Origin of the sequence: Quatrionicoccus australiensis (assembly GCF_020510525.1) — a bacterium.
Taxonomy (GTDB): domain Bacteria; phylum Pseudomonadota; class Gammaproteobacteria; order Burkholderiales; family Rhodocyclaceae; genus Azonexus; species Azonexus australiensis_B.
In genome coordinates this window covers 2,943,676-2,962,787 of sequence record NZ_CP075188.1, presented here as the reverse complement: position 1 = coordinate 2,962,787, position 19,112 = coordinate 2,943,676, and the positions used below count along the sequence as shown (strand labels likewise).

General features: G+C 62.3%; 17 protein-coding genes. 14 read left to right on the top strand and 3 right to left on the bottom strand.

Annotated features, from left to right (window positions below; all coding sequences use genetic code 11):
- Positions 1-45: 45 nt before the first annotated feature.
- The 12 genes from rpsA to KI612_RS14105 all read left to right on the top strand — a co-directional run bounded on the left by rpsA (position 46) and on the right by KI612_RS14105 (position 11,081).
- Positions 46-1,725, top strand: coding sequence for a 30S ribosomal protein S1 (rpsA, locus tag KI612_RS14160; RefSeq protein WP_226440714.1), 1,680 nt, complete (start codon positions 46-48; stop codon positions 1,723-1,725).
- Positions 1,726-1,737: 12 nt separating this feature from the next.
- Positions 1,738-2,022 (top strand): integration host factor subunit beta, encoded by a 285-nt coding sequence (locus KI612_RS14155; RefSeq protein ID WP_226440713.1) that lies wholly within the window; start codon positions 1,738-1,740, stop codon positions 2,020-2,022.
- Between the two features lie 69 nt (positions 2,023-2,091).
- A complete protein-coding gene (locus KI612_RS14150) occupies positions 2,092-2,376 on the top strand; it encodes a LapA family protein (RefSeq protein WP_226440712.1) in 285 nt (94 codons plus the stop codon).
- The gene (gene lapB, locus KI612_RS14145; RefSeq protein ID WP_226440711.1) at positions 2,373-3,545 is read left to right on the top strand and encodes a lipopolysaccharide assembly protein LapB; all 1,173 of its coding nucleotides are present in this window, start codon (positions 2,373-2,375) and stop codon (positions 3,543-3,545) included. Before KI612_RS14150 ends, lapB begins: the two co-directional genes overlap by 4 nt.
- Before the next feature lie 9 nt (positions 3,546-3,554).
- Positions 3,555-4,874 (top strand): UDP-glucose dehydrogenase family protein, encoded by a 1,320-nt coding sequence (locus tag KI612_RS14140; protein WP_226440710.1) that lies wholly within the window; start codon positions 3,555-3,557, stop codon positions 4,872-4,874.
- A gap of 4 nt (positions 4,875-4,878) precedes the next feature.
- The gene (gene rfaE1, locus KI612_RS14135) at positions 4,879-5,805 is read left to right on the top strand and encodes a D-glycero-beta-D-manno-heptose-7-phosphate kinase (RefSeq protein WP_226440709.1); all 927 of its coding nucleotides are present in this window, start codon (positions 4,879-4,881) and stop codon (positions 5,803-5,805) included.
- A 9-nt stretch (positions 5,806-5,814) separates the two neighbouring features.
- Positions 5,815-6,813, top strand: a complete 999-nt coding sequence (rfaD, locus tag KI612_RS14130; RefSeq protein WP_226440708.1) for an ADP-glyceromanno-heptose 6-epimerase — start codon at positions 5,815-5,817, stop codon at positions 6,811-6,813.
- Positions 6,806-7,705, top strand: coding sequence for a cysteine synthase CysM (gene cysM / locus KI612_RS14125; protein WP_226440707.1), 900 nt, complete (start codon positions 6,806-6,808; stop codon positions 7,703-7,705). Before rfaD ends, cysM begins: the two co-directional genes overlap by 8 nt.
- Positions 7,702-8,487: a 3'-5' exonuclease gene (locus KI612_RS14120; protein ID WP_226440706.1), complete on the top strand. Its 786-nt coding sequence runs from the start codon at positions 7,702-7,704 to the stop codon at positions 8,485-8,487. Before cysM ends, KI612_RS14120 begins: the two co-directional genes overlap by 4 nt.
- Before the next feature lie 59 nt (positions 8,488-8,546).
- Positions 8,547-9,095 carry an inorganic diphosphatase gene (ppa, locus tag KI612_RS14115; RefSeq protein WP_226440705.1) on the top strand — a complete coding sequence of 183 codons (549 nt, stop codon included), beginning with the start codon at positions 8,547-8,549 and terminating at the stop codon, positions 9,093-9,095.
- 1 nt (position 9,096) lies between these two features.
- Positions 9,097-10,713: an NAD+ synthase gene (locus tag KI612_RS14110; RefSeq protein WP_226440704.1), complete on the top strand. Its 1,617-nt coding sequence runs from the start codon at positions 9,097-9,099 to the stop codon at positions 10,711-10,713.
- Between the two features lie 29 nt (positions 10,714-10,742).
- Complete coding sequence (locus KI612_RS14105; RefSeq protein ID WP_226440703.1) at positions 10,743-11,081, top strand: P-II family nitrogen regulator; 339 nt, start codon at positions 10,743-10,745, stop codon at positions 11,079-11,081.
- Between the two features lie 124 nt (positions 11,082-11,205).
- Here the strand turns inward: KI612_RS14105 and KI612_RS14100 are convergent, their stop codons facing one another.
- Positions 11,206-12,102 carry a Smr/MutS family protein gene (locus KI612_RS14100; RefSeq protein ID WP_226440702.1) on the bottom strand — a complete coding sequence of 299 codons (897 nt, stop codon included), beginning with the start codon at positions 12,100-12,102 and terminating at the stop codon, positions 11,206-11,208.
- Positions 12,086-13,051, bottom strand: a complete 966-nt coding sequence (gene trxB, locus KI612_RS14095; RefSeq protein WP_226440701.1) for a thioredoxin-disulfide reductase — start codon at positions 13,049-13,051, stop codon at positions 12,086-12,088. The genes KI612_RS14100 and trxB overlap by 17 nt, the downstream gene beginning before the upstream one ends.
- Before the next feature lie 225 nt (positions 13,052-13,276).
- On the opposite strand from trxB, the gene KI612_RS14090 reads away from it, so the two are divergent.
- Together KI612_RS14090 and lolA are read left to right on the top strand one after the other, a co-directional pair.
- The gene (locus KI612_RS14090; protein ID WP_226440700.1) at positions 13,277-15,583 is read left to right on the top strand and encodes a DNA translocase FtsK; all 2,307 of its coding nucleotides are present in this window, start codon (positions 13,277-13,279) and stop codon (positions 15,581-15,583) included.
- Positions 15,580-16,200, top strand: a complete 621-nt coding sequence (gene lolA / locus KI612_RS14085) for an outer membrane lipoprotein chaperone LolA (RefSeq protein WP_226440699.1) — start codon at positions 15,580-15,582, stop codon at positions 16,198-16,200. The genes KI612_RS14090 and lolA overlap by 4 nt, the downstream gene beginning before the upstream one ends.
- A 43-nt stretch (positions 16,201-16,243) precedes the next feature.
- Here lolA and KI612_RS14080 read toward each other — a convergent pair whose 3' ends face one another.
- Positions 16,244-18,970: a M16 family metallopeptidase gene (locus KI612_RS14080; RefSeq protein WP_226440698.1), complete on the bottom strand. Its 2,727-nt coding sequence runs from the start codon at positions 18,968-18,970 to the stop codon at positions 16,244-16,246.
- Positions 18,971-19,112 lie beyond the last annotated feature (142 nt).

Sequence of the window (19,112 nt, the reverse complement as noted above, 5' to 3'; positions counted from 1 at the left end):
CCGCTGTGGATTTAGCGATTCGCGGCATGAAAGCTCTCTCCGTCAATGGAATCTTTTGCTCAACTATTTGAAGAATCCCTGGCTCGCCAGGAAATGCGTCAAGGCGAAGTCATCACTGCAGAAGTGGTGCTCATCGATCACAACTTCGTTGTGGTCAATGCCGGCCTGAAATCGGAATCCTATGTTCCGCTCGAAGAATTCCTGAATGATCAGGGCGAACTGGAAGTTGCCGTTGGCGATTTCGTCCAGGTCGCTATCGAAATGCTGGAAGACGGCTACGGCGCAACGCGCCTGTCGCGCGATCGCGCCAAGCGCATCGCCGCCTGGAACTTCCTGGAAGAAGCCCTGAACAACAACTCGCTGGTCACCGGTACGATTACCGGCAAGGTCAAGGGCGGTCTCACCGTCATGTCCAACGGCGTCCGTGCCTTCCTGCCGGGCTCGCTGGTCGACATGCGTCCGGTCAAGGACACCACCCCGTACGAAGGCAAGACCCTTGAGTTCAAGGTGATCAAGCTCGATCGCAAGCGCAACAACGTCGTGATGTCCCGCCGTGCCGTGCTCGAAGCCACCGCTGACAAAGATCGCGAAAAGCTTCTCGAGAACCTCAAGGAAGGTACTGTCGTCAAGGGTATCGTCAAAAACATCACCGACTACGGCGCATTCGTCGACCTCGGCGGTATCGATGGCCTGCTGCACATCACCGACCTGGCCTGGCGCCGCGTCCGTCACCCGAGCGAAGTGCTCAACGTTGGTGACGAAGTTACCGCCAAGATCCTCAAGTTCGACGCCGAGAAGAACCGCGTCTCCCTGGGCATGAAGCAACTGGGCGACGATCCGTGGGTTGGTATTGCCCGCCGTTACCCGGCCGGTACCCGCCTGTTCGGCAAGGTCACCAACCTGACCGACTACGGTTCATTCGTTGAAATCGAACAAGGCATCGAAGGCCTGGTTCACGTTTCCGAAATGGACTGGACCAACAAGAACGTTCATCCGTCCAAGGTCGTTTCCCTGGGTGATGAAGTTGAAGTCATGATCCTGGAAATCGACGAAGAGCGTCGCCGCATTTCGCTCGGCATGAAGCAATGTGCCCCGAATCCGTGGGATGACTTTGCGATGAACCAGAAGAAGGGTGACAAGGTCAAGGGCGCCATCAAGTCGATCACCGACTTCGGCATCTTCATCGGTCTGCCTGGCGGTATCGATGGTCTGGTTCACCTGTCCGACCTGTCCTGGTCTGCCACCGGCGAAGAAGCCATCCGCAACTTCAAGAAGGGTGACGAAGTTGAAGCCGTCGTCCTCGGCATTGATGTTGAAAAGGAACGCATCTCCCTGGGTATCAAGCAGCTCGAAGGCGATCCGTACACCAACTTCATCGCTACCCACGAAAAGAACAGCATCGTTAACGCCACCGTCAAGACGGTTGACGCCAAGGGTGCCGTGCTGACGCTGGACGGTGAAAACGAAGGCTATCTGCGCGCTTCCGAGTTCTCGCGTGATCGTATCGACGACCTGTCGCAACACCTCAAGGTGGGCGATGTGGTTGAAGCCATGATCATCAACGTGGATCGCAAGACCCGTGGTATCAACCTGTCCATCAAGGCCAAGGATCAAGCCGAACAGCACGAAGCCCTGCAGAAGTTCTCTGCCGAGTCGAACTCCGCTGCTTCCGGTACGACCAATCTGGGTGCCCTGCTCAAGGCCAAGCTCAACCAGCAAGGCTGATAGGCAAAAAGCATGACCAAATCCGAGCTCATCGCCCGGCTGGCGGAGCGATTTCCGCAGTTGGTGGCGAAGGATGCTGATTTCGCGGTCAAGATGATGCTCGATGCGATGTCCGACGCCTTGGTGCGTGGGGATCGTATCGAGATCCGCGGCTTCGGCAGCTTTGCGCTCAACTACCGGCCGCCGCGCACCGGTCGTAACCCCAAATCGGGGGACAAGGTCAGCGTACCTGCCAAGTGGGTTCCCCACTTCAAGGCAGGCAAGGAACTGCGTGAGCGGGTCGATCAGTCGATCTGACGTCGCGCAGGCGCAATGTGGTAGATTCGGGGCAGTGAGTCATTTCACTGCCCCTTTTTATTTGAATCCATGACTGCAATCACCTGGGCCGTACGGCTCGTCATTTTTTCGTTTCTGCTGCTCTTCGCGCTGCAGAATACCGATCCGGTCAATCTGAATTTCATTTTTGGCCAGATCTGGCAGGCGCCGCTGGTCATTGTTCTGCTTGCCTTTTTTGCTGGTGGTGCGCTCCTGGGTGTCCTGTCGCTGCTCGGGGTGATTTATCGCCAGCGCCGCGAAATATCCCGCCTCAAGCGCGCGGCGAGTGAAACCAAGGCTGCCGCCGTCGTTGTTCCCGAGCCACCTGCCGTATGAATGATCTGTTCGAATACTGGCAGCTGCTGCTGATCCCAGTTTTTTTCGCGCTGGGCTGGGCGGCGGCACGGGTGGATATGCGCCAGGTGGTGCATGAGTCGCGCGCCTTGCCGCGCTCGTATTTTCAGGGCTTGAATTTCCTGCTCAACGAAGAGCCGGACAAGGCCATCGATTCCTTTCTCGAGGTTGCCAAGGTCGATTCTCAGACCGTCGAGCTGCATTTTGCGCTCGGCAACCTGTTCCGTCGCCGTGGTGAAACCGAACGGGCGATCCGCATGCACCAGAACCTGATCGATCGGGAAGATCTCGATGAAAAGGTCCGTCTGCATGCCCTCTCCGAACTGGCCCAGGATTATCTCAAGGCCGGCCTGCTGGATCGGGCCGAGGAGATGTTCAACAAGCTGCTTGCTACCTCGTTCGACGCCGAAGCCAAGCGCAACCTGCTCGAGATCTACCAGGTCGAGAAAGAGTGGCTGAAGGCGGTCGAGATTGCCCGCGAGTTGCCGGAAATTGCTTCGCAGCGCGATGTGGCCGAGTATTACTGCGAACTGGCCGCCAATGAAATCATGCGTTCGCGCCCGGATTCGGCGCGCGAATACCTTGAGCAGGCGATGCAGCAGAACCGCAAGTGCGTGCGCGCCAGCCTGCTGCAGGGCGACCTGTTGCTGCAGGAGGGCAAGCTCCTTGACGCCATCGAGGCCTGGCAGCGCATCGAGCAGCAGGATCCGGCCTACCTGGCCCTGGTGGCCCAGCGCCTGCTCGAAACCTATCGCAAGCTGGAGCGGCGCGACGAAGGTGCGGCACTGCTGCGCGCCTATCTTGAGCGCTATCCTTCGCTCGATCTGCTCGATGTCGTCTATCAATTGATTCTTGAAGGCGAGGGCACCGAGTCGGCTTACCGTCTGGTGCGCGACGAGTTGCAGCGCAATCCGACCCTGCTCGGCCTGGAAAAATTGATGAGTGCGCGTCTGCCGCTGGTTGAGCCGGAAGTGCGCGTCGATGTCGAGCTGGCCAAGACCATCATCCAGGGCTACACCAAGCGCCTGTCGCGTTATCGGTGCGATAATTGCGGCTTCAAGGCCCGCCAGTTCTACTGGCGCTGTCCGGCCTGCGGTGGCTGGGAAACCTATCCGCCACGGCGCAGTGAAGAATTCGATCAAACATTGTAGGAAGCATCCATGAAAATTACCGTTGTCGGCACCGGCTATGTCGGTCTGGTCAGTGGCACCTGTCTTGCTGAAGTGGGTAACGACGTTCTCTGTCTGGACGTCGATCCGGAAAAGATCCGCATCCTTGAAGAGGGCGGTATTCCCATTTACGAACCGGGTCTGCAGGAAATGGTCCGGCGCAATGTCGCCGCCGGTCGACTGCATTTCACGACCGATATTGAAAAGGCCGTGCAGCACGGCACCATCCAGTTCATCGCGGTCGGCACGCCGCCGGATGAGGACGGTTCGGCCGACCTGCAGTACGTGCTCGGCGCGGCGCGCAACATCGGCCGCCTGATGACCGATTACAAGGTCATCGTCGACAAGAGCACGGTGCCGGTCGGTACCGGTGCCAAGGTCAAGGCGGCGATCGCCGACGAACTGACCAAGCGTGCGGTCGACATCCCTTACAGCGTCGTTTCCAACCCGGAATTCCTCAAGGAAGGTGCGGCGGTCGAAGACTTCATGCGGCCGGACCGCATCGTCGTCGGCGCCGAGGAAGAGCAGGCCATTCACCTGATGCGCGCGCTCTACGCGCCCTTCCAGCGCAATCACGAACGCCTGATCATCACCGACGTGAAGAGTGCCGAGCTGACCAAGTACGCCGCCAACGCCATGCTGGCGACGCGCATCAGCTTCATGAACGAACTCGCCAACCTGGCCGAAGTGCTCGGTGCCGACATCGAAATGGTCCGCCAGGGCATCGGTTCCGATCCGCGTATCGGTTACCACTTCCTGTATCCCGGTTGCGGCTACGGCGGCTCCTGCTTCCCGAAGGACGTCAAGGCGCTGATCGCCACCGCCCAGGATGATGCCGGTATCACGCTCAAGGTGCTGACCGCGGTCGAGGAAGCCAATGACGAACAGAAACACATCCTGACCAAGAAACTCAAGGCCCGCTTCGGTGACTTGAAGGGCATGCATTTCGCGCTCTGGGGTCTGTCCTTCAAGCCCAATACCGACGACATGCGCGAAGCGCCGAGCCGCGAACTGATCGCCGACCTGTTTGCCGCCGGTGCCACGGTGTCTGCCTACGATCCGGTCGCCATGCACGAGACGCAGCGCATCTTCGGCGACGACAGCCGCCTGCAATATGCCGAGAACCCGATGGGGGCGCTCGACAAGGCCGATGCACTGCTCATCGTCACTGAGTGGAAGGAATTCCGCAGCCCGGATTTCGACGCCATCAAGCAGGCTTTGAAGCATCCGGTGGTTTTCGACGGGCGCAATCTTTACGATCCGAAGTTCGTGCGCGAGCAGGGGATCGAATACTTCGCGATCGGACGGTAACTGCATGCTGGACAAAGTCTTGCAAGTGCGTCTGCTCGTGGTCGGCGATGTCATGCTCGACCGCTACTGGTTCGGCGAGGTCAACCGGATTTCGCCGGAAGCGCCGGTGCCGGTGGTCAAGGTCGAACGTGTCGAGGAGCGCCTGGGCGGCGCCGCCAACGTCGCGCGCAATGCCGCGGCGCTCGGCGCCCGGACGGCCTTGCTGTCGGTGGTCGGAGATGATGATGCCGGGCGTAGCCTGCGCAGCCTGCTTGCCGAAGGTGAAATCGATGCCGGTTTGCACGTCGACCGGGCGATCGACACCACGGTCAAGTTGCGCGTCATTGGCCGGCAGCAGCAACTGCTGCGCATCGATTTCGAAACGACGCCGTCGCATGAAATTCTCGATGCCAAGCTCGCCGAGTTCGAGCGCCGGGTCGCCCAGTGCGACGCGGTGATTCTCTCCGATTACGGCAAGGGCGGTCTGACCCACATCGCCGAAATGATCCGCCTGGCACGCGCTGCCGGCAAACCGGTGCTGGTCGATCCGAAGGGCGATGATTACGCCAAGTACACCGGCGCCACGGTGATCACGCCGAATCGCTCGGAACTGCGCGAAGTGGTCGGGCGTTGGGCGTCGGATGACGAACTCTTCGCCAAGTCGCAGAAACTGCGTGCCGAACTGGGCCTCGAAGCCTTGCTCGTGACGCGCAGTGAAGAAGGCATGACGCTGTTTGCCGCCGACGAGATCCACCACCAGCCGGCGCAGGCGCGCGAGGTGTTCGATGTCTCCGGTGCCGGCGATACCGTGATTGCAACGCTCGCCGTCATGCTCGCCGCAGGTGCCGACTGGGCGGAAGCCATCCGCGCCGCCAATGTCGCCGCCGGCATTGTCGTCGGCAAGTTGGGGACCGCCGTCGTTACCCGTGAAGAACTCGCCGCTGCCCTGTAAGGAATAGCCATGTACATAGTCGTTACCGGCGCTGCCGGTTTTATCGGTTCCAACATCGTCAAGGCGCTCAACGAGCGCGGCGTGACCAAAATCATCGCGGTCGACAACTTGGCCAAGGCCGAAAAGTTCAAGAACCTGATCGATTGCGAGATCAGTGACTACATCGACAAGAACGATTTCATTGCGCGCATCCAGGCCGGCCACTACGACGGCGAGATCGACGCGATCTTCCATGAAGGCGCCTGTTCCGACACCATGGAAACCGACGGTCGCTACATGATGGAGAACAATTACCGTTACTCCTGCATCCTGCTCGACTGGTGCCTGGACCAGGACGTCCAGTTCCTCTACGCGTCGAGCGCGGCGACCTACGGTGCGTCCAGCACCTTCAAGGAAGAGCGCGAGTTCGAGGGGCCGCTCAATGTCTATGGCTACTCGAAGTTCCTGTTCGACCAGATCGTGCGCCAGCGCCTCGCCGAAAATCCGTCGTCGCAGATCGTCGGCTTCCGCTACTTCAATGTCTATGGGCCGCGCGAACTGCACAAGGGGCGCATGGCTTCTGTAGCGTTTCACAACTTCAACCAGTTTCGCGCCGACGGCAAGGTCAAGTTGTTCGAAGGCTCGCACGGTTATGAAAACGGCGGCCAGATGCGCGATTTCGTCTATGTCGGTGACGTCGCCAAGGTCAATCTGTTCTTCCTCGACCATCCGGAAAAGTCCGGCATCTTCAATCTCGGTTCCGGCCGCGCCCAGAGCTTCAACGATGTCGCTGTCGCAGCGGTCAACGGCTGCCGCAAGGCAAAAAGCGAGGCGCCGCTCGATCTCGCCCAGTTGCGGGCACAAGGCTTGCTCGAATACACCGCCTTTCCCGAGGCGCTGAAGGGCAAGTACCAGGCATACACGCAGGCCGATCTGGCCAAGTTGCGCGCTGCCGGCTACGTTGCCCCGATGGCCACGGTTGAGGAAGGCGTTTCCCAATACATCGAGTGGCTGCAAAAGCATGTATAAAACCCTGCAGGATTTTGTCGGAAACACGCCGCTGGTACGTTTGCAACGCGTCCCCGGCGCCGACAACGACAGGCGTGGCAACGTGATTCTCGCCAAGCTTGAAGGCAACAACCCGGCAGGTTCGGTCAAGGACCGGCCGGCCCTGTCGATGATCGTGCATGCCGAAGCGCGTGGCGAGATCAAGCCGGGCGATACGCTGATCGAGGCGACCTCCGGAAATACCGGCATTGCGCTGGCCATGGCGGCGGCGATCAAGGGTTACAAGATGATCCTGGTGATGCCCGAAAACCAGAGCATCGAGCGCCGCCAGAGCATGCGTGCCTACGGCGCCGAACTGGTCCTGACGCCCAAGGATGGCGGCATGGAGCTGTGTCGCGACATCGCCGAGAAGATGCGCAACGAAGGCAAGGGCATCATCCTCGACCAGTTTGCCAATCCGGACAATCCGCGTGCCCACATCGAGGGCACCGGCCCAGAAATCTGGCGCGACACCGACGGCCGGATCACGCATTTCGTTTCCAGCATGGGCACCACCGGCACCATCATGGGCACCTCCGCCTTCCTCAAGTCAGTCAATCCGGCAATCCAGATCGTTGGATGCCAGCCGGAAGACGGCAGCCAGATCCCGGGTATCCGCAAGTGGCCGGAAGCCTACCTGCCGAAGATTTACGATAAAACCAACGTCGACCGTATCGAATATGTCAGCCAGGGCGATGCCGAGGCGATGACGCGCCGCCTGGCAACCGAAGAAGGCATCTTTGCCGGCATTTCCTCGGGCGGTGCGCTGGCCGTGGCGCTGCGCCTGGCACAGACGCTGGAGAATGCGACGATCGTTTCCATCGTCTGCGACCGCGGCGACCGTTACCTGTCGACCGGCGTCTTCCCGGCATGAAGCCGGTTCTCGTTTTTGATATCGAGACGATTCCCGATGTCGCCGGCCTGCGCCGCCTGAACGACCTGCCGGCCGGCCTTTCCGACGACGAAGTCGCCGAGCTTGCCTTCCAGCAACGGCGGGCGCGCACCGGCAATGATTTCCTGCAACTCCACCTGCAGCGCGTCGTCACCATCTCCTGCGTGCTGCGCACCAGCGACGGTCTCAAGGTCTGGTCGCTGTCCGAACCTGACCTGGACGAAGGCGCGATCATCCAGCGCTTCTTCGACGGCATCGAGAAATTCACACCGCAGATCGTTTCGTGGAACGGCAGCGGTTTCGACCTGCCGGTGCTGCACTACCGCGGCATGCTGCACGGCGTCGCCGCGCCACGCTACTGGGACATGGGCGAAGGCGATTACGCCGATTCGCGCGAGTTCAAGTGGAACAACTACATCAGCCGCTACCACACACGGCATCTCGACCTGATGGATCTGCTGGCGCTCTACAATGCCCGCGCCAATGCGCCGCTCGACGATCTGGCCAAGCTTTACGGCTTTCCCGGCAAGCTCGGCATGGACGGCAGCAAGGTATGGGAAGCCTGGCAGGCCGGCAAGGGCGGCGAGATTCGCGACTACTGCGAAACCGACGTCATCAATACCTATCTGGTGTACAACCGCTTCCGCCGCCTGCGCGGTGAACTGAGCGCAGCCGAGGAAAAGGCCGAATGCGACTTCGTCAAGGCGCAACTCGGCAAGATCGGCGCGCCGCACTGGCAGCAGTTTCTCGCCGCCTGGGGCTGAAGAAACGTAGTGCAGCGGTATAATGTTCCGATTTCAACCCAAAGCGCAGAGAGATAAAAATGGCTCTTAACAACGTTCCTTCCGGCAAGTCCCTTCCCGATGATTTCAATGTCATCATCGAAATCACTGCCCATTCCGATCCCGTCAAGTACGAAGTCGACAAGGAAAGCGGCGCCATTTTCGTGGATCGTTTCATGTCCACCTCGATGCACTATCCGTGCAACTACGGCTACATCCCGCACACCATCGCCGGTGACGGTGACCCGGTCGACGTGCTCGTGATCAGCCCCTTCCCGCTGCCGCCGGGTGTTGTCGTGCGCTGCCGTCCGCTCGGCCAGCTGTCGATGACCGATGAAGGTGGTGAAGATGCCAAGCTGCTGGCCGTGCCGGTCGACAAGCTGACCCCGCTCTACAAGGACGTCAAGACCTTCGAAGACACGCCGGAACTGCTGCGCAAGCAGATTTCGCACTTCTTCGAGCACTACAAGGATCTCGAGCCGGGCAAGTGGGTCAAGGTCAATGGCTGGGAAGGCATCGATGCCGCCCGCAATGAAGTGATGACCGGCGTCCAGCGTTTCAACGACGCGAAAGACAAGCCGAACTACTAAGATGCTGCGTATCGCCGTTGCCCAGTTCAACGCCACCGTCGGTGACCTGACGGGCAACGTCGAACGTATCGTTGCCTGTGCTGCCGAGGCGAAAGCCCGTGGCGCACAGGTGCTGCTGACGCCGGAACTGGCGCTCTGCGGCTACCCGCCGGAAGACCTGCTGCTGCGCCCGGATTTCTACCGCGCCTGCAGCCGGGCACTGGCTGATCTGGCGACCCGCGTCGATGGCATCAGCATCGTTGTCGGTCATCCGGAAGAACACGAAGGTCGCTGTTACAACGCGGCGACGGTCATTGAAAATGGCCAGCAAAAGGCGGTCTACCGCAAGATTCGCCTGCCCAATTACGAAGTTTTCGACGAAGTCCGCTATTTCGAGTCCGGCAGCGAGCCGCTGGTTGTCGACATTGCCGGTGTGCGTTGCGGCATCAACATCTGTGCCGACATCTGGGAAGCCGGTGCGGCCGAACTGGCGCATGGCGCCGGTGCCGAACTGCTGCTCGTCCTCAACGCCTCACCCTGCCACCTGGAAAAGCACCAGACGCGTGTCGAGGTTCTTGGCGAACGGGTTGCCGCGACCGGCATGGCAGCGATCTACTGCAACCTGGTCGGCGGTCAGGACGAACTGGTCTTCGATGGCGCCTCCTTTGCGCTCGATGCCAAGGGCGTCTGCCGCATGCGCCTGCCGGCTTTCGAAGAAGCGCTCGGCATCGTCGATTACGAGCATGGCCAGCTGCAGTCCGCGCAAATGGCCGAGGAATTGTCGCTCGAAGCCGAAGCCTACAAGGCGCTGGTCCTCGGCGTGCATGACTACATTGGCAAGAGCGGTTTCAAGGGCGCGCTGATCGGCCTCTCCGGCGGTATCGACTCCGCCCTGACGCTGTGCGTTGCGGTCGATGCGTTGGGTGCCGACAAGGTGCATGCGGTGATGATGCCGTCGCCCTACACGGCGCAGATGAGCCTCGACGACTCGCGCGAAATGATCCGCCAGCTCGGCTGCTCGTATGACGAGATTGCCATTGCGCCGGCCATGGCCACCTACGAGACGATGCTGGCACCGCTGTTTGCCGGCCTGCCGGCCGATACCACCGAAGAGAACATCCAGGCGCGCATCCGCGGCAACATCCTGATGGCGCTCTCCAACAAGACCGGCAAGCTGGTCCTGACCACCGGCAACAAGTCCGAGATGGCGGTCGGCTACTGCACGCTGTACGGCGACATGGCCGGCGGTTTTGCAGTGATCAAGGATGTCTACAAGACCCTGGTCTATCGCCTGTCGCGCTATCGCAATACCTTGTGCAGCGGCGCCCCGGTCATTCCGGAGAACATCATCGTGCGGCCGCCCTCGGCCGAGTTGAAGCCTGACCAGAAGGACCAGGATTCGCTGCCCGAATACGAGGTGCTGGACGCCATCGTGCGCGCCTACATGGAAGAAGACCGCAGCCCGCGCGAGATCATCGCTGCTGGCCTGCCCGAGGCCGATGTGCGCCGTGTCGTGCGCCTGCTGCGCATCGCCGAGTACAAGCGGCGTCAGTCACCGGTCGGCATCCGCATCACGCCGCGTGGTTTTGGCAAGGATTGGCGGTATCCTATTACCAACCGTTATCAAGACGAATTTTAAGAAACTGTATCTAGAGAGAGGAACAGACGATGAAGAAAATTGAAGCCGTCATCAAACCCTTCAAGCTCGACGAAGTGCGCGAAGCCCTGTCGGAAATCGGCATCGCCGGCCTGACCGTCACCGAGGTCAAGGGTTTTGGTCGCCAGAAGGGCCATACCGAGCTGTATCGTGGTGCCGAGTACGTGGTCGATTTCCTGCCCAAGATCAAGATCGAGATCGTTGTCGCTTCCGACAACGTCGAGCCGGCCATTGACGCGATCATCAAGGCAGCCCGTACCGGCAAGATCGGTGACGGCAAGATCTTCGTCACCTCGGTCGAACAGATCGTTCGTATTCGTACCGGCGAAACCAACGAAGCCGCAATTTGATTTCTACCGCATGCCAGCCGTAGCTTTGTCGACTTCGCCTTGCCGTGCAGGTTGCACTGTCTGCGGCTCGTCTTCGCGCTACGACTGACCTGCGGCAGAAATGGTTTTGGCAAAAAGGGACAGCTCAGGCTGTCCCTTGTTTTTTGGCCGAACGCAACAGGACGAGCAGGGCGCCTTCGCCGCCGTCCTGCGGCTTGGCCTGGCAGTAAGCGAGCACTTCCTGGCGCTGGGCCAGCCAGCCGCGCACCAGCTGGCGCAGGATGGACAGCTTCTGTGGTGAGCCGTGTCCCTTGCCGTGAATGACGCGCACGCAGCGCCGGCCGTGCAGCAGGCAGTCGGCCAGGAAGCCGGCGAGCAGATGGCGCGCTTCGTCGCGGTTCAGACCGTGCAGATCGACTTCATCCTGGGTCACCCAGCGGCCACGCCGCAGATCGCGCAAAACCGTATTGGCCAGGCCGTCACGCAGGTAATTCGGCTCGTCGCCGCCTTCCAGACGGTCCTGCAGGCCGATCGGGCCATGCAGGCTCTCATGCAGCGCAGCCCGTTCATCGGCGACGAATTGTTGCGGCCGGGGCGGCGGTGGCGGCTTGCCGAGCACGACCCGATTGACCTCGGGCAGGGGGGCCACGCCGGCCATCGCCTGTACGAAGGCGGCGGCATCCGGATCGCTCGGCAACTGCCGGCGCGGGACGGTGCCTTCACTGTGCCAGGAGGCGGGCAGTTCGCTCTCGTCGCGGCGTTGGCTGGTGGCGCTTGCTTGCTCGGTATTGCGGAGCGGACGTGGCGGGATGCGTCGTGCCGGTGCTTTCGCCAGCTGCACGCGATTGTCGGGCGGCAAGGGCGCCGCGCCGGCAACGGCCGCCAGGAAAACAGCACTGTCGTCGGCGGGGGCGGGCATGGCCGTTGCCTCCGGCACCTCCTCGCGTCGTGTTGCCGGTGCGGCCTGGACAGCATTGCGGGCAGTCTTCCAGACTGCCCGCAAACCGTCCTTGAGCGGGTTGTGCTTAGCCCTGGTGGCCAAGATTGTCGAGGTAGCGCTCGGCGTCGAGGGCCGCCATGCAACCGCTGGCCGCCGAGGTGCAGGCCTGCTTGTAGATCTGGTCCTGCACGTCGCCGGCTGCAAAGACGCCGGGGATGCTGGTCTGCGTGGCGTTACCGTTGCGCCCGGCCTGGGTCACTAGGTAGCCGTGATCCATCTCGAGCTGGCCGGCAAAGATGTCGGTATTCGGCTTGTGGCCGATGGCGATGAAGACGCCATGCACGTCAACGTTCTGCGTGCTGCCGTCCTTGGTGCTCTTGACGCGCAGGCCGGTGACGCCGGAGTCGTCGCCGAGCACTTCGTCTAGGGTGCTGTTCCACAGGATGGTGACCTTGCCGGCCTTTTCCTTCTCGAACAGCTTGTCCTGCATGATCTTCTCGGCCTTGAACTTCTCGCGACGGTGAATAACCGTTACATGGCTGGCAATGTTGGCAAGGTAAAGTGCTTCCTCGACCGCGGTGTTGCCGCCGCCGACCACGGCCACCGGCTTGTTGCGGTAGAAGAAACCGTCACAGGTGGCACAGGCCGAGACGCCCTTGCCGGAGAAGGCTTCTTCGGAAGGCAGGCCGAGGTACATGGCGGAGGCGCCGGTGGCAATGATCAGCGCGTCGCAGGTGTAGGTGCCGGCATCGCCGGTCAGCGTGAACGGGCGTTCGGTGAGCTTGGTGGTGTGGATGTGGTCGAACAGGATTTCGGTTTCGAAGCGGCGGGCATGCGCCTCGAAGCGGGCCATCAGTTCCGGACCCTGCACGCCGTCGGTGTCAGCCGGCCAGTTATCGACTTCGGTCGTCGTCATCAGTTGACCGCCCTGGGCCATGCCGGTGATCAGCAGGGGCTTGAGGTTGGCGCGGGCAGCATAGACAGCGGCGGTGTAACCGGCCGGGCCGGAGCCGAGAATGATGAGGGGGCTGTGACGGGTGGTTTGGGACATGACGATCCTCTTTAAGTGGCTGATCGGAAAATTATAGCCTTCTCAGAGGCGGGCTTTTCCGCCAAGTTCCCATGTTGTTTGGGAAAGCAGTTTATAATCATCGCGTAACTGTATGACTGGAAAGTGATTTGTGTCTTCAGGATTTTTTGGCTGCAGCCTGTTTTCCGGGCGCGGCGCTTCTATTGTTGGCAAGGATGATCGGCCGATCATCGCCGGAGTTTGAACATGGCTAGACGCAATATCGAGCGCAACACGGCAAGTCCCTTGCCGGAAAAAATCGGCACCCTGCTGCAGGAGTCGCGCTGGCTCGCCGTCGGCGCTGTCGCCCTGTTCCTGTCGATGGCCCTGTGGGGCTTCAGTCGCGAAGATCCGGGCTGGTCGCACGCCATCGTCGGGCAGGGCATGCACAACCCGGCCGGGCGCGCCGGCGCCTGGATTTCCGACCTGATGCTCTACATGTTCGGTTTTTCCGCCTGGTGGTGGATCGTCCTGCTCGGCATGTTTGTCTGGTGGGGCTTTCACAAGCTCAATACGCAGGATGCCGCGCAAAGCCGGCCGCTCTACGTGGCGCTGATCGGCTTTGTCTTTCTGCTGGTCGCCAGTTCGACGCTGGAAGCCCTGCGCTTCTACTCCCTGAAGCTTGAGTTGCCGCTCAGTCCGGGCGGCATGCTCGGTATCGAGGTCAGCCGCGTCCTCGCCCATCAGATCGGCTATACCGGCTCGACGCTGCTCCTGCTTGCCGTGATGGCGGCCGGCTGGAGCGTGTTCTCCGGCATGTCCTGGCTGTGGGCCTTCGAGAAGCTCGGTGCCGGGCTGGAGAATTTCGTCGGCTTCTTCTACGGCCGTGTCGATGCCTGGCGCGATCGCCAGATCGGCAAGGAAGTCGCGCAGCAGCGCGAAGTCGTCGTCGAAGAAGAGAAACGTCGCGTCGAATTGCACGAGCCGATCATCATCGAAACGCCGGCCCCGGTTGAAGTGCCGGTCTCGAAAAAGGCCGAGGCCCGCGTCGAGCGCGAAAAGCAGGCGGTGCTCTTCCCCGAGGCGGTATTCGGCGGCCAGTTGCCGCCGCTGCACCTGCTCGACCCGGCGCCGCCGGTCACCGAGACGGTCAGTGCCGAAACGCTGGAGTACACCTCACGTCTGATCGAGCGCAAGCTCGCCGACTTCGGTGTCCAGGTCAAGGTGCTGGCGGCCTTGCCCGGCCCGGTCATCACGCGCTACGAAATCGAGCCGGCGGTCGGCGTCAAGGGGGCCCAGATCGTCAATCTGGCGCGCGACCTGGCGCGCGCCCTGGCCATGGTCTCGATCCGCGTTGTCGAAACGGTGCCCGGCAAGTCGTGCATGGCGCTCGAACTGCCCAACCCGAAGCGGCAGATGGTCAAGCTCTCCGAAATCATCTCCAGCCGGCCCTACAACGACATGAGCAGCCCGCTTACCGTCTGCCTCGGCAAGGACATCGGCGGCCTGCCGGTGGTCGCCGACCTGGCCAAGACGCCGCACCTGCTGGTTGCCGGCACGACCGGCTCCGGCAAGTCGGTCGGCGTCAATGCGATGATCCTGTCCATGCTCTACAAGGCCGAGCCGGACCAGGTGCGCCTGATCATGGTCGACCCCAAGATGCTCGAACTGTCTATCTACGAAGGCATTCCGCACCTGCTGGCGCCGGTCGTCACCGACATGAAGCAGGCCGCCAACGCGCTGCACTGGTGCGTCACCGAGATGGAAAAGCGCTACAAGCTGATGGCGGCGATGGGCGTGCGCAACATCGCCGGCCTCAATACCAAGATCCGCGATGCCGAGAAGCGCGGCGAGCACATCCCGAACCCGCTCAGCCTGACGCCGGAAACGCCGGAGCCGCTGAAGACCATGCCTTTCATCGTCGTCATCATCGACGAACTGGCCGACCTGATGATGGTGGTCGGCAAGAAGGTCGAAGAGCAGATCGCGCGTCTGGCGCAGAAGGCGCGCGCCTCCGGCATCCACCTCGTGCTGGCGACGCAGCGTCCGTCGGTGGACGTGATCACCGGCCTGATCAAGGCCAACATCCCGACCCGCCTGTCCTTCCAGGTCTCAAGCAAGATCGACTCGCGCACCATCCTCGACCAGATGGGCGCCGAAGCGCTGCTCGGCCAGGGCGACATGCTCTACCTGGCGCCGGGTACCGGCTACCCGACCCGCGTCCATGGTGCGTTTGTCTCCGATGACGAAGTGCACCGCGTCGTCGAACACCTCAAGGCGACCGGCGCGCCGGAATACATCGAAGACATCCTCAACGGTGGCGGCGGCGACGAGGAAGAGGGCGGTGGCGATGGTGGCGAAAGCGGCGATGCCGAGGCCGATCCGCTTTACGACCAGGCGGTCGACATCGTTTTGAAGAACAAAAGGGCCTCGATCTCGCTGGTCCAGCGTCATCTGCGCATCGGTTACAACCGTTCGGCGCGTCTCATCGAAGCCATGGAAAAGGCCGGCCTGGTTTCTTCCATGGACGGCCGTGGCGGCCGCGAAGTCCTCGCCCGCAAGGAAGCTGAATGAAATTTGCCCGTAAAACCCTGTTGACCGTTGCGACGGCCATCTTCCCGCTGTGCGCCGAAGCCGGCGCAATCGACCAGTTGCACCAGTTCCTGCAGAGCACGCGCACGCTCAAGGCCGATTTTGCGCAACTGGTGGTCGCCAAGGGCGGCCGCAAGCCGCAGCAATCGTCCGGCGTCGTCGCCATTTCGCGGCCGGGCAAGCTGCGCTGGGAAATCCGCAAGCCCTCGCCGCAACTGATCGTCGGCGACGGCGAGAAGATCTGGATCTACGACACCGAACTGCAGCAGGTCACGGTGCGCCCGGTCGGCAAGGCGATCGGCGGTTCGCCGGCGGCCCTGCTCGCCGGCAAGAACGACCTGGAAAAGAATTTCACGCTGGCCGAAGCCGGCAGCGCCGAAGGCCTGAACTGGGTTGAGGCGACGCCGAAGAGCGGCGACAGCGGTTTCGAGAAAGTGCGCCTCGGCTTTGCCGCGGCTGATCTCAAAGCCATGGAGTTGCACGACAGCTTCGGTCAGACGACGCTGATCACCTTCTCGGCGCTGGAGCGCAACCCGGCCCTGCCGGCGAATGCCTTCAAATTCACGCCGCCGGCCGGCGTCGATGTAATCGGCGAGTAATTTTGCCTTTTCCGGGCGGTCGACCGCCCGGAAATGCCGATTTTCAGTTGCCGCGTCCGATCGCCCAGACGATGGGCGCATCCTGCAGGTATTTACGTAGCGCGGCGTTCACTTCGGCCGTGCTCAGCCGGGCGATCTTCGCGTCGTACTGCGCCACCCAGGCGTAATCGTGGCCGGTGTACAGGCCCTGCGCCAGCGTGCCGGCGAAGGACTTCTCGGCGCGCAGCATGTTCTTGCGCTCCTCCGCCCAGGCCTTCTTGGCGCGGCTCACTTCCTGCTCCGTGAAACCTTCCTTGAGTGCCCGAACCAGTTCCTCCTGCAGGGCGGCGAGGGCGGCTTCCGACTTGTCGCTGGCGGCGCTTGCCTGCAGCGTCACCCGGCTGCGCGGCTCGAACGAACTGCCGGCCAGGGAAACGCCGGCGCCGTAGGCGAGGCCGTCGGTTTCGCGCAGGCGCTTCCAGACGCGGCTGTCGGCATCGCCACCAAGAATCTTGACGGCAATGCGCAGGGCCGGGAAATCGGGCGACTCGTCGGTCATCGCCAGCAGGGCGGCACCGGTGATGCTGGCATTCGGTTTCTCCGGCATGGAAATGCGGATCGGCGTGGTGTCGACCGTTGTCGGGACGGCCACATCCCTGACCCGGGCGTAGGGAATCCGGGCGGCGGGCAGGCGGGCGATCTTGCTCCAGGTGGCGCTGACGTCCTGCGGCGTGAAGGCGCCAACCATGGCCAGACGGACATGGCCGATGCCGGCAAAGTCATTGACGCAGGCGGTCGCGTCGGCCAGCGTCACGGCGCGGCTTTCGGCCAGCTGCTGTTCGAGCGGGCGCGGCTGCAAGGGGTGGCCGGCCGGATAGTTGTCAAAGCGCAGGCCGCTCTGCGTGGCGGCAACGTTGCCGGGGTTTTTCAGGGCCGCTTCGAGGCTGGCAATGCTTGCCGATTTGATGCGTTCAAACTCGTTGACCGGTAGCGCCGGCGCGGCCCAGGCGGCGAGCAGGATGTCGAGCGCGGCGTCGATGTTCTGGCGCGGTGCTTCGAGCACGATGCCGCCCAGACCGAGCGACCATTCGGCTTGCAGGGCTTCGAGTTTTGCGCTCAGCTGGTCGCGGCTCAGGCCGGCACCGCCGTAGGCGAGCAGGTTGTTGCCCATCGCGCAGGCGGCACGACGGCCGCTCAGCGTCGCTTCGTTGCCGTAATCATTGGCCAGCACCACCCACGCCAGATTGCCCTGGGTGCGACGCGAAATCAGCGCGGCGCGGGCCTTGTCGCCATCAAGGGTGATTTTCTGCGTGGCGCGCGCCAGTTCGCCGACCGACGTCGGGATCGGGTCGGCGCTCTTGGCGACCGGCGCCCAGGTCTTGCCCCGGACCAGACCGGCGGCCGGCGTTGCCTTGCCGATTTCCGGCGCGCTGACCCCGTCGGCGTGGCGCAGCAGCACGTCGCTGCGATTGACCGCCACCAGCCATTTCTTGAGCGCCGCATTGGCCTCGGCCAGCGTCACCGCCTTGACCATGTCGCGCTGCCAGAAGAACAGGCGCCAGTCGCCGCCCAGCTCGGCCTGCGAGAGCAGCGGCGCCAGGGTTTCGTGGTCGCTTTCCAGGCGCTCCCAGGCGGTCAACTCGTTTTGCCGGGCTCTTTCCAGTTGTTCGGCGCTGATCCCGTTGGCTGCCGCCTTTTCCAGATGCCCACGCAGGGCGGCGGAAAGCGCTTCGGCATCGGCGTCCTTGCCAGCCGAGGCGGAGGCGATCAGCAGGCTGTAGTCGCTCTGGATCTGCGTGCCGCAATAGGCCGACACGGCCAGCTTGCGCTCGAGCACCAGCTCCTTGCGCAGGCTGCCCCAGTCCTCGGCGCAGATTGCGCTGCTCGCCAGGTCGAGGGCGTAGGTTTCGCGCTCGGTCATGCCGGGCAACTTCCAGGCGCTGGCGGCGATGGTCTTGCCGGCGGGCAGGGTCAGTTCGCTGCGGTTGGTCGTGGCACGGGCTTCTTCACGCGTCCAGCTGGTGATTTTCGGGCTGGCCGGGTTGCGCGCCTCGGCAAACAGCTTGCCGGCCAGCGCCAGCACGCGCGCCGCGTCGAAATTGCCGGAAACGATCAGGGCGGCGTTGTCCGGGCGATAGTGTTTCTTGTGAAAGGCCTGCAGCGCGCTGAATGGCGCATCCTCGATGTCGCTGCGCGCGCCGATCGTTGGGCGCGAATAGCCGTGCCAGAAATAGCTCTGCCGTTGCAGGGCGCGCATGACCAGGCTGCCGGCATCGCTGTCGTTGCGCTCCAGCTCGTTGCGCACCACGGTCATTTCGCTGGCCAGATGCTCCTTGGTGAAACTGGCGCGGATGAAACGGTCGGCCTCGATACGGATCGCCGCATCCACCTTGTCCGGCTCGGCTGCCACCGTCTCGAAATAGTTGGTGCGCTCGGCGTTGGTCGTGCCGTTCCAGCTGGCGCCTAGCGCCGTCAGGTCGCTCTTGATGTCCTTGCGCGGGCCGGCGCTCTTGAACAGCATGTGCTCAAGCAGATGCGCCATGCCCGTTTCGCCATAGCCTTCGAGCTTCGAGCCGGTCTTGACCAGCAGCTCGATCCGCACGTTGGCCGCCGCCGGGAAGGGCGCCAGGATGATCCGGAAACCGTTCGGCAACACGTAGGACGAAAAGCCGCCAGCCTGCGCCTCCAGCGTGGCGGGCGCCGCAGCCTTGCCGGGCGCAGCGAGCAGCGGCCCGCTGCCGAGCAGGAAGAGGGCGGAAATGGCGAGGACGGAACGCTTGAGATGCATCATGACGGAAGTGCCTTGCGGGAGTGGATACGACGGGGGGCTATCTTAAAGGCTGCCCCGGGAAAAATCTGTACGGTATTGCAGCTACTCCTTCTGGGGCGTGGTATTCGAAGCGAATGGACCAGCTGTTGATGCGCCGCGGTGC

Excerpts from the sequence above, each read along its gene's own strand:
- rpsA (WP_226440714.1), top strand. The coding sequence starts at position 46 with ATGGAATCTTTTGCTCAACTATTTGAAGAATCCCTGGCTCGCCAGGAA.
- KI612_RS14155 (WP_226440713.1), top strand. The coding sequence starts at position 1,738 with ATGACCAAATCCGAGCTCATCGCCCGGCTGGCGGAGCGATTTCCGCAG.
- KI612_RS14150 (WP_226440712.1), top strand. The coding sequence starts at position 2,092 with ATGACTGCAATCACCTGGGCCGTACGGCTCGTCATTTTTTCGTTTCTG.
- lapB (WP_226440711.1), top strand. The coding sequence starts at position 2,373 with ATGAATGATCTGTTCGAATACTGGCAGCTGCTGCTGATCCCAGTTTTT.
- KI612_RS14140 (WP_226440710.1), top strand. The coding sequence starts at position 3,555 with ATGAAAATTACCGTTGTCGGCACCGGCTATGTCGGTCTGGTCAGTGGC.
- rfaE1 (WP_226440709.1), top strand. The coding sequence starts at position 4,879 with ATGCTGGACAAAGTCTTGCAAGTGCGTCTGCTCGTGGTCGGCGATGTC.
- rfaD (WP_226440708.1), top strand. The coding sequence starts at position 5,815 with ATGTACATAGTCGTTACCGGCGCTGCCGGTTTTATCGGTTCCAACATC.
- cysM (WP_226440707.1), top strand. The coding sequence starts at position 6,806 with ATGTATAAAACCCTGCAGGATTTTGTCGGAAACACGCCGCTGGTACGT.
- KI612_RS14120 (WP_226440706.1), top strand. The coding sequence starts at position 7,702 with ATGAAGCCGGTTCTCGTTTTTGATATCGAGACGATTCCCGATGTCGCC.
- ppa (WP_226440705.1), top strand. The coding sequence starts at position 8,547 with ATGGCTCTTAACAACGTTCCTTCCGGCAAGTCCCTTCCCGATGATTTC.
- KI612_RS14110 (WP_226440704.1), top strand. The coding sequence starts at position 9,097 with ATGCTGCGTATCGCCGTTGCCCAGTTCAACGCCACCGTCGGTGACCTG.
- KI612_RS14105 (WP_226440703.1), top strand. The coding sequence starts at position 10,743 with ATGAAGAAAATTGAAGCCGTCATCAAACCCTTCAAGCTCGACGAAGTG.
- trxB (WP_226440701.1), bottom strand. The coding sequence starts at position 13,051 with ATGTCCCAAACCACCCGTCACAGCCCCCTCATCATTCTCGGCTCCGGC.
- KI612_RS14090 (WP_226440700.1), top strand. The coding sequence starts at position 13,277 with ATGGCTAGACGCAATATCGAGCGCAACACGGCAAGTCCCTTGCCGGAA.
- lolA (WP_226440699.1), top strand. The coding sequence starts at position 15,580 with ATGAAATTTGCCCGTAAAACCCTGTTGACCGTTGCGACGGCCATCTTC.
- KI612_RS14080 (WP_226440698.1), bottom strand. The coding sequence starts at position 18,970 with ATGATGCATCTCAAGCGTTCCGTCCTCGCCATTTCCGCCCTCTTCCTG.